The sequence below is a fragment of the Burkholderia sp. IO2 genome (assembly GCF_029522185.1).
Taxonomy (GTDB): domain Bacteria; phylum Pseudomonadota; class Gammaproteobacteria; order Burkholderiales; family Burkholderiaceae; genus Burkholderia; species Burkholderia cenocepacia.
Map to the genome: position 1 here is coordinate 1 of NZ_JAKWFH010000030.1, position 12,120 is coordinate 12,120.

Here is a 12,120-nt window from a genome sequence, read left to right on the forward strand (position 1 = left end):
TGGGGTAGTGCAGCTCATGACTGGAAGACCGCCATGAACCAATTCGCTATCCTTTACGCAGATCGATTCATCCGGCCTTCCGTGTAATTACTCAACCCGCCTTGAACACGGAAATCCTGACACCCCCCAAAGCAAAGTTGTCACCGTTTGCGAAGTAAAAATGTCACATCGCGGGTCGGCATCGATTGGGAAACGGAAAACTGTCGCAAATTCATGGGCATGAGTGTCGCGCAATAAAGTCGTCATCGGCCCCGGCGTTGCCGTAGATCAAATTAAAGTTGTCACCGTTTGGGAAGTAAAAATGTCACTTCGCCGCCTCGCGCCGGCGATGAAGAGCGAAACCGTCGTGAATTCATGGGGTTGCACGTCGCGAACTAAAGTTGTCACCGGCCACGGTGTTGCGAAGACCAGTGTCAACTGCCGCGCGGCGCCGTTGCAGCGCCGGCAACCCCTGTCACGCGTTGTGCGAAACCCGAGTTTGAATGGGTGATCGTACTGTCGTGATAACAAAGCTTAGCTCGTTACCAGAACGTTCGGCGAGGTCGGCAAACAAGCCCGTGCGCCGTCGAGCGGCCGTTCTGGAGCCGTGCGAGAGGCGCTTCGCGACCCACTCCGGTCAGACAGCCGCCTCCAAACCGGTCAGTCAGTCGAGTCAATGTTTTCGCGAACTGGAGCACCATAAAGCGGACGTTGGCGGCCTCACCCAATCGGGCCACTTGCGGGCGTTCGACCGCGCTCTCGCGGCGGACATTCGAACGTCAGTTCCGCTCAGCTATCAGACTCTGCCTTGTCGAAATGTGCCGTCGTGCTTCGGCGGCCCGATTGGCGACGCGTAGCGTGATCATCGAAGATTTGAACACTGGCGTTGGCGGTGTTAGCGCTTGCGTCACCTGCTGACTGAGAATTCGCAGTACAGGACAGTTTTCCCCGATAACAATCAATCTTCGTGCGCCAGCCGAAACAAGACATCAGCGAGGGGCGCGAATCTTGGACGTTGCGGCTCGTTGGGATGGATAGACGACGAAGTAAGAAATGCGCGGCCGCCATAAGCCTTTCACTCAGAGACGTCAATCCTTATCCCCGCCAGGGAAGCAGGGAATGCAAATCAACAATCGGCAAGCTACGAGCTCGCGTCGCGGTTCTGGCTGTCGAAAATCCGCCTCGCTTCTCTGAAGCGGTCCGCATTCTCGACAATCCAGGTCCACAACGGGACCATGCGAACGAGCAGGTCCATGCCCGTGTCGGATAACTCGTATTCGACTCTAGGGGGCACTTCATCGAAATCGTGACGGAGCACCAGACCGTCACGTTCGAGTTGTCGTAACGTGCGCGTCAACATCCGCTGAGTCACCCCGTGCATGCGCCTGCCGATTTCGGCATGGCGCAGCCTGCCGTACACGCCAAGCGTGTGGACGACACCGAGCGACCAACGACTCCCGGCGTGTGCGAGCACCTCTCGCCGCAGTCCGTCATCATCGTCTCGCAGGCCGTCGCAAACGGTTTGCGAATATCGGAGAAGTTCGTCTCGATCCAACTATCTGGCTCCCAGTATCACGCATGTGCCTTCTTTCATACACGTCCATGCATTGCTAGACTGCCGCAACACATTTCTCAGCAGGCTAGACGATGAACCAAACAGATCCTAACGCCACGTCTCAAAACATTCTCGTGCTCGGTGCTGGCGAACTTGGCCTTCCAGTGCTACGCAATCTCGCACGTCGAGCGAAGGACGTGGCCGGCGCGAAGATCAGCGTGCTGCTGCGCGCAAGTGCCGTTGAGTCCAATGCACCAGCCAAGCAACATGATATCGCGGAGATTCGAGACCTTGGGATCGAGATCGTCGTGGGCGATCTTGTGAAGAGCTCTATTGATGAGCTCGCAGGCGTATTCGCAGGATATGACACGGTAATCGGTTGTGCGGGCTACGCAGCCGGCATCGACACGCCGATGAAGTTGGCGCGGGCGGCGTTGCAGGCGCGCATCCCGAGGTACTTCCCGTGGCAGTTCGGTGTCGACTTCGATGTGATCGGTCGTGGCAGTCCGCAGGACATCTTCGACGCACAGCTGGACGTGCGCGAGTTGCTGCGCAGTCAGCACGAGACCGAGTGGGTCATCATCTCGACCGGCATGTTCATGAGCTACCTGTTTGAGCCAGACTTCGGTGTCGTTGACCTGCAAAACGACGCAGTCCACGCGCTGGGCAGCCTCGACACCGCCGTGACGCTGACGACGCCCGATGATATCGGCGCGCTGACTGCCGAGATCGTGTTCGCTCAACCCCGTATCCGGAACGAAATTGTATATCTGGCCGGTGACACCGTGACTTACGGGGTGGTCGCCGACAAGCTGCAAGCGGCCCTCGGCCGCCCCTTCAGTCGTTCCGAGTGGAGCGTGCAGTATTTGCTGGATGAGCTGGCGCGCGACCCGAACAACATGATGCGCAAGTATCGTGCGGCGTTTGCTCAAGGGCGGGGTGTCGCATGGGACAAGAGTGGGACGTTCAATCAACGCCATGCCATTCCAGTCACCGACGTAGCATCGTGGATCGACGCAAACCTTGCTTCGGGCCGCAGCGAGTAATCGTGAATCCGACCATCTAGGCAAACGGCATCGACGACTGCTTCCCCGGAAAGAAAGCCCGACCCCAGCGATGGGTGGGGGCTCCCGTATTCTGTACTGACTTCAACCGAATTCTGCTGGATGAAATCGACGTGTGAAAGCAATGTGGCAGCTGGCGGAAGTTGCTCGTCAGCGGTCGTTGACAGCGCTGAAGATTGGATGACGGGTTAGGGTCGGGCTGCGTCAGCCCCCTCTTCAAACTCATCGCCGGAAAGCGGCCAGTGGAATTCCGCTTCCGGAAGCGGCCAGTCGGCAGTGCGTACTCACGACCCGAAGTGGACCGCCGATATGCTGAGACGGATGACCGCAAAGCTCTCAATACCGGTCCATCCAAGCCGATCAAAAGAAACGATGGCTTGCATCGACGCCTCGATGTTGCGAGATGCGTGCTGAAACAACATCTTCGAGCGCATCACACGCCGCACGGATGTTGTCGGGCCGAAGATTCGTTACGCTCAAAAGTAGGCCGTTCCTCGCGAGCTCTGTCCGTAGGTACCACGCAGACAGCGCAGACGGTGCAAGATTTTCCTTGCGCGCGGAATGAACGATCTCCAGGTCATCGACGCCATCAGGCAACTTGACAATCAACCCCAATCCCGATTCCACGACCTCCGTAAACCGCTTTCTGAGCAGTTCAACAGCGAGATAGCGGCGCTCAGCGTAGACCTTCTTCATGTGTCGGAGGTGGCGCATGAAGTGTCCATCTGCGAGAAACTCGGTTAGTGCCAGCTGTGTCGTCCTATTCGGAGCAGGTGCCATTACTGAAACTGTTTCGACAACGCGTTCGGCCAGTGCGCGCGGCGCGACGACGAAGCCGAGGCCCAGCGCGGGGCTGATTGTCTTACTGAATGCGCCGATGTGGATCACGCGTTGCGCGCCATCACCCGCAGCCAAGGCGGGCGCCGCCCGTCCAACCAACTGTAGTTCACCCAGGTAGTCATCTTCGATGATCCAGGCATTCTTTGCTTCAGCCCATTCGAGCAGGGTACGTCTTCTCATCGGCGAGAGGGCGACGCCCAGCGGCGCATGTTGGCCTGGCGTAACCAGCGCTAACGCGGCATGCGGAGCACGAGCGATTCCTTCCTCGACACGTAATCCCTCGACATCTACGGAGATGGGGGCAACCGTAAGCCCCGCCAGCTCCAGAGCTTTCCTTCCGAGCGGATAGCCCGGTTCTTCGATCCACGCGGTGCGACCGTGAGCTCTGAGCGCGATCAGTGTAAGCATCAGTCCCTGACGGTATCCACTGGTCACAAAAACTTGATCGGGATGGCATTGAATCTGTCGGCTGATGGCCAGGTGACTGGCAATCTGTGCGCGCAAGCCGCGCTCGCCGCGAGGGTCGGCGTAGGTCGTGTATCCGGTGGCGTCCGCCCGGACAGCCCGCGCTCGCATTCGAGCCCAGACCTTGGCGGGGAATGCATCGTGAGCCGGTACGCCCATCTGGAACGGTAGTGGCGCGCTCGAATACGGTCGTGTAAAGGCATCCAGTGGCCCATCGAGCGGAATCTCGGTCTCGGTTGGCGCTGGAGGAAGTTGCGCGCAGACGCGTGTGCCGGCGGAGCCTGCGCCGACCACTAGCTTCTCGGAAGCCAGCCGCTCGTAGGCCACCAGAATCGTTCCGCGCGCGACGCCGAGCTGAGCAGCGAGATCCCTTCCAGAGGGTAACCGTCTTCCGGGTTGAAGACGGCCGTCGACAATCGCTTGCCTGAGGCTCGCGTAGATCTGCTCGCCAACGGGCGCCGCCGCAGTACGGTCTATCTCGATCGCAAGCGTGGGCATAGTCTTTGGCTCAGTCATTTCGCCAATTCTTGGGCCTGTTGTCCGTAATCTCGGGCTAGTAACGTCGCGTTATGTCATGAGTCACGCGCGAAGGGGAAGTAACCAACCCGCGACCGTGACCCAAGAGACGTTATTTTATGGCCAAACGGCAAAGGACAAAGATGACACGCTTGAACTGGAGCGAGATCGCACCGGACGGCGCAAAAGCGCTTTTCGGTGTCCATCACTATGTGACCAAAAGCACCAACCTGCCCGAGGAACTCATTCATCTCGTGTTCCTCCGTGTTTCACAGATTAACGGATGTGCCCATTGCATTGATATGCACAGTCGCGATCTTAGAAAGACCATGTCCATCGACAAGGTGACCCTGGTGCCCGTGTGGGACGAAGTCCCACACCTGTTCTCCGCTCAGGAGCGCGCCGCCTTGGCTTGGGCCGAAGAGGTGACTCTCGTCAGCGAAACGCATGCTTCAGATGAAGCCTATGCGGCGGCCTCGGCGGCGTTCTCGCCGAAGGAACTTGTCGACCTCACGATAACGATTGCCGCGATGAACGCCTTCAACCGTCTCGGCGCCCCATTCCGACTCCCGGTCGCCGCCAGGACGTGAGTTCACAGAGGCATCGGACGCCGACTCGACCGACTAAATCCGCGCTGTGTCGTCAAGCCAATGGATACGGTTAATTGCCGCAGCGGCTACTGAAAATGCATCAGCCAGTTGCGACCTCATGTAAAAGGGCGAGGCGGATACGGAGGTCGTGTGCACCTGCCGTTTCCAAGCTAAGGCTCGGTCCATAGCGTGCGAGTCAATCGAATCTGACCGGCGGTCATCCGCCAGGAAATGGTCACTCTCCTTGCGTCTTGTGCGGCCGCTTCTGGCTGCGTGGAGGCAATGCCACCTGCGATCTGCTCACCGAAGACCGGCCATTGAGCGAGGGCGGACGAGGCCTCGGTCAGCCAAACTGGACGACGACCTCGACCGGCCGCTCATGGCCGGAAGCCGTCAGTAGCGGCCGAGCCGCCACCGCCCATGCAGTCCTCCAGGGCGTGTCCGGGGCGGGGCGTCGCGACTGAACGATTCGCATACCGAGAATCGTATATAAATCATGCCTCTACGGTCGTTCAGGGGAGCGTACGACGCGAATTGACGACTTTGCTTCGGACATAGACGAAGTGACGACATTATTTCGGTGAGATTGTCGATAATGTCGTCAACTCGGGCGCGAAGAGCCACGTGCGACGGACACCTCGAATTGACATCTTTGCTTTGCTCTACGAAAACGGACCGACAAAACGTGGCCCGCACTCGTCAGATGGAAGAATTTCGGGGGAGCATGGGACGCTCCCCGCGATGATGCACGGCGGCCCTATCGAGCCGCCTTTACCGGATCTTCACTGCGCGGCCGTGATCTTCCGCGCAAACGCTGCGATGGCGTCGGCCATGGCAACCGGCTGCTCGGGCGCAAGCGCGTGACCTGCATTCTGAATCCTGACAATCGTCACACGATCGCCAAGCATCGACTTCAGCACATTCGAGAACCGGCGCGGTGCGACGGCGTCGTATTCGGCTTGGAGATCGAGGATCGGCGCGGTGCCGGCCGCAAAATACGCATCGACCGGCGTCGTCTCGCGCGCATGCGATTCGGCGTCGTGCGTGGCGGCATGCCAACCGTCGAGCCAGACTCGCGGATCGTGGCCCGGCGCAAAGAATGCCTTCTTCAGATATTCGATCCGCTTGGCTTCCGGCAGCGACATGTCCCCGGCGCCGTCGATCGCCTGCCGAATCTCCGCGCTGATCGGCTTTTCCGTCGAACCCGGCGGCACCTTTCCCGCGGATGCGGCCGCGAGCACGACACCGCGAACGAGATCGGGCCGGTCGACAGCCAGCATGCGCGCCGGGAAGTTCCCCCATGCATGGCCGACGACGATCGCAGGCCCGCGACGCTCGTTCTCGATCACTGTCGCTACGTCCGCCGCGAAATCATGGACCGACAGGTTGTCCATCGGCCCCTTGCTCTGCCCGATGCCGCGCGGCTCCGGGCGCAGCACGCGAAAGCCGTCCGCCACGAGCCGCTCGGCAACCACGTCGTAATCCCGGCCCGAGCGCCCGAGCGACGGCAGGATCACGATCAACGGGCCTTGCCCCTGGCGCATCACCTCGATCTGCACATCGCCATGCCGCACGATTTCCCGATCGACCGCCGCCCCGCCGGACGATGCAAAGGCGGACACCGTCCACCACAATACGCATGCGGCGACAATGCCGCGTTTCGATACCTTCATGTTCCGGATCTCCTGATTGATTGACAGACGCATTCATTTCTTTCGGCGCATTCCGCGGCCGATCAGCTCGTGCCGTAGACCTTGCGCGCAAAAGCGGCGATCGCATCGCTCATCGCGCGCGGCTGCTCGGGCGCCATGGCATGACCGGCGTTCGGGACTACCTGCACCGTCACGCGATCGCCGAGCCACGGCTTGAACACGTTCGGCACGACGACGGCGTCGTACTGCGCCTGCAGATCGAGCATCGGCACCTTGCCGCCGCCGAAATACGCATCGATCGGCGTGACGTTGCGTGCGTGGGCCTGTGCCGTGTGTACCGCGGGATACCAGCCGGTCAGCCAGGCATGCGGGTCGTGCCCCGGTGCGAAGAACGCCTGCCGCAGGTAGATCAGCCGCTGTGCTTCCGGCACCCGAGGGTCGCCCGCGCCGTCGATCGCTTCGCGCAGGCGGCCATACGGCTTCTCGGTCGACCCCGGCGGCAACTTGCCCGCCGAAGCCGCGGCCATCACCAGGCCGCGCACGAGATCGGGACGGTCGACCGCGAGCATGCGCGCGGGCTGGCTGCCCCACGCATGTCCAACGATTACGACGGGCCCCGTATGTTCGCGATCGAGCACGAGCGCCACATCGGATGCGAAGGCATGCAGGTCGAGGTCGCGCATCGGCCCCGTGCTGCGGCCGATGCCTCTCGGTTGCGGCCGCAATACACGAAATCCGTCGTGCGCGAGCATGCGGGCGACTTCGTCGTAATCTTCCGCGCCGCGTGCGAGCGACGGCAGGATCACGATCACGGGCCCGCGCCCTTGCGCAAGCGTTTCGATCTGAACGTCGCCCTTCGAGACGAGCGTGCGTTGAACCGCGTTCGCGTCGACAGGGGGCGTGGAGCAGGCGGCAACCGAGGTTGCCAGTGCCGCGGCAAGCACGAGCCGCGTCAGGATCTGGTTCGCTTTCATTGTCTCCTCATGATTCGATACGGGCCGTCGCTTCAAAGCGGATCGAGGCCGGTTTTCCGCAGAACGTCCACGGCGGGCGCCGTCTTCAGGAAAGCCGCGAACGCGCGCGACGCCTCGACGGCTTGCGCATTCGCGGCGATCGCCGACGAGATCACGCTGGTCTTCTGCACGCCGGCAGGCAGCGGGCCCGCGAAGTCGATGCCCGGCGTCACCTTCAGTTCGCTGATCTGCTGCAGCCCCAGGTCGGCGTCACCGCGCGCGAGTGCGGTGCCGACCAGTTCCTTGCCGCGAATCAGCACGCTCTTCGACTTCATCTGCTCGGCGATGCCGAGCCGCTTGAACAGCGTGCCCACGATGTAGGTGCCGCTCGCTCCTTCGGAGAAAGCAACCGATTTGGCGGAGAGCAACGCGCGACGCAGCGCGTCGTCCGTACTGACGTCGGGCACGGCGATACCCTTGCGCACCGCGACGCCGATTCCGCTGGCGGCGATGTCCGACAGCGTGGCCCTGTCGAATCGGCCGGCGTCGACTTCCTGCTGAAGCGCCGGCTTGATCATGAAGCAGATGTCGACCTTCTCGCCATTGCGCAGGCGCATTGGCAATGCCTCTGGGGACGTGCCGTACGACGGCCCCCAGGCAATCTCGAGACGATGTCCCGACGATTTTTCAAACATCGGCACCAGTTGCCCGAACGCGCCGTGCAGCGCGCCGGTTGCCAGTACGTGAATGTCGTCGGCATGCGCGCCCTGAGACGCCGCGCACAGCGTTACCCATGTCGCGGCGGCCACGCAAGTCCGCCAGCTCCGTTTTTCCTTCATGTCTCCTCCTTGAGGTTCACTGCAAGTCGAATGTGTTTTCTGGTTGTCACCGGGTGTCGAAGCCCGGGCTGCTGCGGCTCAGCCGTAGAGCCGCAGCGGATTGCCGGCCAGCACGGCATCCGCAAGCGCGTCGTCGCCGCACAGGTCTCGAACGAACGCCAGCAGCGCGGAGTCGTCCGGGGCCACACCTTCGATGTTCGGATGCGGCCAGTCCGATCCCCAGATCGCCCGGTCGGGTGCGGCAGCGAGCAGCCGGCGCGCGAGCGGCCGTGCATCCGGCCACGCGTGCGCGTCGCCGCCCGCGCATCGATCCACGCCGGACAGCTTGATCCAGCGGTGCGGATTGCCGAGATGGACGATCAACGCGTCGCGTTCGTCGTCGTTCCACGGCGCTTGTAACGACGGGCGCGCCATGTGATCGATCACCATTGGAATGTCGACCCCGGCCCATGTGTCGAGCACTGGGAGCAGGTCGGCGAGCCGGCCGTGCAGCAGCACGTGCCAGCCGAGCCCGGCAATGCGCTCCGCGATGCGCAGCAGCTTGTCCGTGTCGCGCTCCCCGGGCAAGTGCCCCATGAAGTTGAACCGAATGCCGCGCACGCCGCCTTCGTGAAGCTCGCGCAACGCGCCGTCGTCCATCGTGTCGTCAACGAGCGCGACGCCGCGGTACGCGCCGCCGGTCGCAGCGATCGCAGCAAGCAACGCGGCGTGATCGTGCCGATAGCACGCGGCCTGGACGATCACGCCATGCGTGACGCCGAGTCGTTCGTGCACCGCGAGCAAGCGCGACATCGGCGCCGCTTCGGGCAAGTAGGCGGCGTCGGCCGGCACCGGAAACTGTTCCCACGGCCCGTAGATGTGCGTGTGGCAATCCCATACTGTGTTTGCGGGGCGGCCCTGCGGAACCTGCGCCATCAGTCGCACCGTGCCGTCATGCCGCCATCCACGACGATTTCCGTACCGGTGATGAATCGAGCTTCGTCAGAGGCCAGGAACAGCGCGGCGTTCGCCGTGTCGCGGCCATCACCCATGAAGCCGAGCGGAATGCGGGCGAGCCGGCTTTCGAGCAGCTTGTCGACGTTGCCGCCGGAGCGTTGCCCGGCCAGGCGCGCCTCGACCATCGGCGTATGCAGCTGACCCGGCACGACCGTGTTGACGCGGATGCCCTTCTTCGCGTACTCGACGGCCACTACCTTCGACAGCTGGATCACGCCGGCCTTGCAGGCGGCATACGCGACCTGCGCGGAGCCGGTCCAGCGGATGCCGGAGGTCGACGCCGTGTTGACGATCGCGCCGGCACCCTGCTGCTCCATGACCGGCAGTACGTGCTTGCAGGTCAGGTAGACGCTCTTCAGGTTGAATGCAACCTGCTTGTCCCACGCCTCCTCGGACAGTGCGACCGGGCCACCCGCGGCGGAACCGCCGACGTTGTTGACGAGGATGTCCACGCGCCCGTAGGTTGCGCAGCACGCGTCGACCATGGCCGCGACGGCGTCGCTGTTCGTGACGTCGCACGTATGCGCGATGATATCCCCGCCAAGCTCGGCGACACGGCGGACCGTCTCGGCCATCGCGTCCATGTTGATATCCACGGCGAAGATCTTCGCGCCAGCGGCGGCAAACAGTGCGGCCACCGCGCGGCCGTTGCCCCAGCCCGGCCCGACGCAGCCCGCCCCCGTGACGATCGCGACCTTGCCTTGCAGGCGGCCTGCGCCCGCTTCATTGATGGATGTATCGTTCATGATGTGTGTGTATTCAACCGTGTGTTGCAGGAAGTTCGGGTGCCACGCCGGCCGGCGGCGGCACCTTGAAAACCTTGATCGTCATCGAGATCAGCGTGTAGTAGCCGGCGATACCGACGAGATCGACGACCGCGCCTTCGCCAAGCGCATCGACGAGCGCGGCATACAGCGCGTCGTCGATCCCGTGCCGTTCATGCAGCTGCGTCACGAACGCGTGCACGAGCTTCTCGTCGTCCCGGACGAACGGCGGCTCGACGCCGTCGCGAATCGCATTGATCACGTCGATCGAAAGCCCTGCCTCCAGCGCGAACGGCTTGTGCGCTGCCCATTCGTACTCGGCCAGCCAGTGGCGCCCCATCGACAGGATCACCAGCTCGGAGAGCCGGGGCGGCACGCTGCTGTCGTAGCGACAGTACTGGCCGAGCGCCTGCGCGCAGCCGGCAAGCTTCGGGCGATGCAGCCAGACTGCCAGCGGGCCGCGTACGCCTTTGCGGGGCCCGCTGGCGATTGCGTCGTACACCTGGCGCTGCGCGTCCGACATATGCTCGGGGGCGAGCGTGGATATACGTTCCATGAATGAAATCACCTCGACGGAATTCAGTTTGCTTTGGCGGGCGCGCCTGACTGGTCGGCCCGTGCTTCGGCGGACACGGTGCGCGAACGCAGCATCGAACGTCGCGCCGTTCGGCCGGTTTCGCGGTTGAATGCGGCAGCATCGAACAGACCTTCCCAGCGGGCGATCGCGAATACCGCCATCGTGTTGCCAACTACGTTCACGAGTGCGGTCGCCGTGGCCATGATCCGGTCGATGCCGAACAGCAGGCCCAGGCCGCCAAGCGGCAGCGAGCGCACCGACTGCAGCGTGGCCGCGAGCTTGACGAACGCGCCGCCGGCGACGGTCGTCCCGCCCTTGGACGTCAGGCTCAGAATCGCGAGCAGGCCAAGCTGCTGCCAGAGCGAGAACGGTGTATCCGTCGCCTGCGCGATGAAGCCAATTGCGATCGCCATGTAGATGGCGGTACCGTCGAGATTGAAGCTGTAGCCGGCCGGCAGCACGAACCCGACCACCACCTCATCGCAGCCGGCATGCTTCATCTTTTCGACGAGGCGCGGAAACACCACTTCGCTCGATGCGGTACCGAGCGTCAGCAGAAGCTCGTCACGAATCAGCCGCATGATCCCGGCGAACGGCAGGCCGATCGACCAGCTGATCGCGCTGAGCACACCGAACACGAAGATCGCGGACGTCGCGTAGTAGAGAACGATGACCTTGAACAGATACAGCAGCGTCACACCGCCGTAGCTTCCGACCGCGGCGGCCATCGCGCCGAACGCGCCGAGCGGCGCGAGGCGCATGATGAACGCGAGCATCCGGAACAGTACCTTTTGCGCCTCGTCGATGCCGCGCAGTACCACCGAATCGGCGCCGACCGATACGTTCAGCGCCAGCCCGGCCAGGATCGAGATGATCAGGACCTGCACGATGTCGCCTTTCGCGAACGCATCGACGAGCGTATGCGGAATGAGACTCAGCAAGTAGCTGACGGCGGAGATCTCGCCGGCACTCGACGTCGTCTTCAACGCTTCGGCGCTCTCGGCGATGTTGGCGGCATGCAGACCCGCGCCCGGAGGAAACACGTTGACCATCACGAAGCCCAGTACCATTGCGATCGTGCTGACCACTTCGAAGTACACAAGCGATTTCACGCCCATTCGGCCCAGCATCCTGAGATCCTTGACGTGTGCCATGCCCTGCACCAGCGTGCAGAAGATGATCGGCGCGAGCATCATCTTCAACAACGCGATGAACCCCTGCCCGAACGGCTTCATCGCGATCGCGGTCTTCGGCGCCAGCAGGCCCAGCACGATCGCGCATGCCAGCCCGATCAATACCTGGACGTGAAGTTTCTTCAAGCTTTTCATCA

11 protein-coding genes are annotated in these 12,120 nt (G+C 62.5%); 2 read left to right on the forward strand and 9 right to left on the reverse strand.

The window, feature by feature from the left end:
• Window positions 1–1,120: 1,120 nt before the first annotated feature.
• Window positions 1,121–1,534 (reverse strand): helix-turn-helix domain-containing protein, encoded by a 414-nt coding sequence (locus tag MMB92_RS19840; protein ID WP_062885772.1) that lies wholly within the window; start codon window positions 1,532–1,534, stop codon window positions 1,121–1,123.
• A 92-nt stretch (window positions 1,535–1,626) separates the two neighbouring features.
• On the opposite strand from MMB92_RS19840, the gene MMB92_RS19845 reads away from it, so the two are divergent.
• A complete protein-coding gene (locus MMB92_RS19845; RefSeq protein WP_062885773.1) occupies window positions 1,627–2,580 on the forward strand; it encodes an aromatic alcohol reductase in 954 nt (317 codons plus the stop codon).
• A 378-nt stretch (window positions 2,581–2,958) separates the two neighbouring features.
• On the opposite strand, the gene MMB92_RS19850 is transcribed toward MMB92_RS19845, so the two are convergent.
• Window positions 2,959–4,401: a PLP-dependent aminotransferase family protein gene (locus MMB92_RS19850; RefSeq protein ID WP_124489443.1), complete on the reverse strand. Its 1,443-nt coding sequence runs from the start codon at window positions 4,399–4,401 to the stop codon at window positions 2,959–2,961.
• A 161-nt stretch (window positions 4,402–4,562) separates the two neighbouring features.
• On the opposite strand from MMB92_RS19850, the gene MMB92_RS19855 reads away from it, so the two are divergent.
• Window positions 4,563–5,009 (forward strand): carboxymuconolactone decarboxylase family protein, encoded by a 447-nt coding sequence (locus tag MMB92_RS19855; RefSeq protein WP_062885775.1) that lies wholly within the window; start codon window positions 4,563–4,565, stop codon window positions 5,007–5,009.
• A gap of 782 nt (window positions 5,010–5,791) precedes the next feature.
• On the opposite strand, the gene MMB92_RS19860 is transcribed toward MMB92_RS19855, so the two are convergent.
• The 7 genes from MMB92_RS19860 to MMB92_RS19890 form a co-directional block, all read right to left on the reverse strand.
• The gene (locus MMB92_RS19860; protein WP_277562892.1) at window positions 5,792–6,526 is read right to left on the reverse strand and encodes an alpha/beta hydrolase; all 735 of its coding nucleotides are present in this window, start codon (window positions 6,524–6,526) and stop codon (window positions 5,792–5,794) included.
• A gap of 218 nt (window positions 6,527–6,744) precedes the next feature.
• Window positions 6,745–7,635 carry an alpha/beta hydrolase gene (locus MMB92_RS19865; protein ID WP_062885777.1) on the reverse strand — a complete coding sequence of 297 codons (891 nt, stop codon included), beginning with the start codon at window positions 7,633–7,635 and terminating at the stop codon, window positions 6,745–6,747.
• A gap of 32 nt (window positions 7,636–7,667) precedes the next feature.
• On the reverse strand, window positions 7,668–8,453 hold the full coding sequence (locus MMB92_RS19870; protein WP_062885778.1) for a substrate-binding domain-containing protein: 786 nt from the start codon (window positions 8,451–8,453) through the stop codon (window positions 7,668–7,670).
• 78 nt (window positions 8,454–8,531) lie between these two features.
• Entirely contained in the window at window positions 8,532–9,368 is an 837-nt protein-coding gene (locus MMB92_RS19875) for an amidohydrolase family protein (protein ID WP_062885779.1), read from the reverse strand.
• Window positions 9,368–10,195 (reverse strand): glucose 1-dehydrogenase, encoded by an 828-nt coding sequence (locus MMB92_RS19880; RefSeq protein ID WP_062885780.1) that lies wholly within the window; start codon window positions 10,193–10,195, stop codon window positions 9,368–9,370. The genes MMB92_RS19875 and MMB92_RS19880 overlap by 1 nt, the downstream gene beginning before the upstream one ends.
• Before the next feature lie 13 nt (window positions 10,196–10,208).
• Window positions 10,209–10,769, reverse strand: a complete 561-nt coding sequence (locus MMB92_RS19885; RefSeq protein WP_062885781.1) for a hypothetical protein — start codon at window positions 10,767–10,769, stop codon at window positions 10,209–10,211.
• 23 nt (window positions 10,770–10,792) lie between these two features.
• Entirely contained in the window at window positions 10,793–12,118 is a 1,326-nt protein-coding gene (locus MMB92_RS19890) for a cation:dicarboxylase symporter family transporter (protein ID WP_062885782.1), read from the reverse strand.
• Window positions 12,119–12,120: the final 2 nt, after the last annotated feature.

What these genes read in the sequence shown, in the direction of transcription:
- MMB92_RS19845 (WP_062885773.1), top strand. Translation starts at nt 1,627, where the DNA reads ATGAACCAAACAGATCCTAACGCCACGTCTCAAAACATTCTCGTGCTC.
- MMB92_RS19850 (WP_124489443.1), bottom strand. Translation starts at nt 4,401, where the DNA reads ATGCCCACGCTTGCGATCGAGATAGACCGTACTGCGGCGGCGCCCGTT.
- MMB92_RS19855 (WP_062885775.1), top strand. Translation starts at nt 4,563, where the DNA reads ATGACACGCTTGAACTGGAGCGAGATCGCACCGGACGGCGCAAAAGCG.
- MMB92_RS19865 (WP_062885777.1), bottom strand. Translation starts at nt 7,635, where the DNA reads ATGAAAGCGAACCAGATCCTGACGCGGCTCGTGCTTGCCGCGGCACTG.
- MMB92_RS19870 (WP_062885778.1), bottom strand. Translation starts at nt 8,453, where the DNA reads ATGAAGGAAAAACGGAGCTGGCGGACTTGCGTGGCCGCCGCGACATGG.
- MMB92_RS19875 (WP_062885779.1), bottom strand. Translation starts at nt 9,368, where the DNA reads ATGGCGCAGGTTCCGCAGGGCCGCCCCGCAAACACAGTATGGGATTGC.
- MMB92_RS19880 (WP_062885780.1), bottom strand. Translation starts at nt 10,195, where the DNA reads ATGAACGATACATCCATCAATGAAGCGGGCGCAGGCCGCCTGCAAGGC.
- MMB92_RS19885 (WP_062885781.1), bottom strand. Translation starts at nt 10,769, where the DNA reads ATGGAACGTATATCCACGCTCGCCCCCGAGCATATGTCGGACGCGCAG.
- MMB92_RS19890 (WP_062885782.1), bottom strand. Translation starts at nt 12,118, where the DNA reads ATGAAAAGCTTGAAGAAACTTCACGTCCAGGTATTGATCGGGCTGGCA.